The sequence below is a fragment of the Helicobacter pylori genome (assembly GCF_006440215.1).
GTDB lineage: Bacteria > Campylobacterota > Campylobacteria > Campylobacterales > Helicobacteraceae > Helicobacter > Helicobacter pylori_CS.
The window spans coordinates 1-656 of the sequence record NZ_VEZH01000038.1 but is presented as its reverse complement, the minus strand read 5'-3'; the positions used below and the strand labels follow the sequence as shown (position 1 = coordinate 656).

Sequence of the window (656 nt, the reverse complement as noted above, 5' to 3'; positions counted from 1 at the left end):
GCTTTTAATAAGCAAACACATAATTGAGATACACGCTATAAAGCCTTCTATATTCTAGTTTGGTGTCTAGAAAAGAATAGTAATTCGTGTTAATGGTAGGGATTTTCACGCCCAATTCCATGCCATGTTGAGCCGCATGATGACTATCCTTTTTCTTAGGCCTAGCGAGATTGGTCCTCAAGCCCAAATTGAATAAAAATTGGAAATTAGCCGTATTCACTTTAGCGCTATAGACATTACTGATGGTTTTTAAATTCACGAATTGAGAATTAAGCCATGAAGTCCCTGCTAGCGCGATGCCTCCAAAAAGCCCAAAAGAAATCTGGTTATTCTTGCCTAAGAAATTGGTGTTTTTATCATTAATGAAATTAAACAATAAATCACTACCCACCCCATAAGTCCACACATCAGAAGCCGAGTTAAAGAAATTGGATTTGATATAGGCGTGGTTGTAATCAAAGAAACCATAATACCTTAACCCCCATCTTTTCTTTTCTCCAAAAAATTGCTTATAACCCACTTGCACCCCAAGGCCATTCATCGCCCCGTTATTGGTTTGAGAGCTGATGATGCCCACTCGTTTGAAAGGGTTATGACCGAGTTCTTGAACGATGGTATTAGCGAGGGTTTCAGCTTGATTGATTTGAGGCGTTTGG

General features: G+C 39.2%; 1 protein-coding gene. It reads right to left on the bottom strand.

Annotated features, from left to right (window positions below; genetic code table 11):
• Nucleotides 1-4: 4 nt before the first annotated feature.
• A partial coding sequence (locus FIM44_RS08390; RefSeq protein ID WP_140579758.1) for an outer membrane protein occupies nt 5-656 on the bottom strand: 652 nt, incomplete at its 5' end.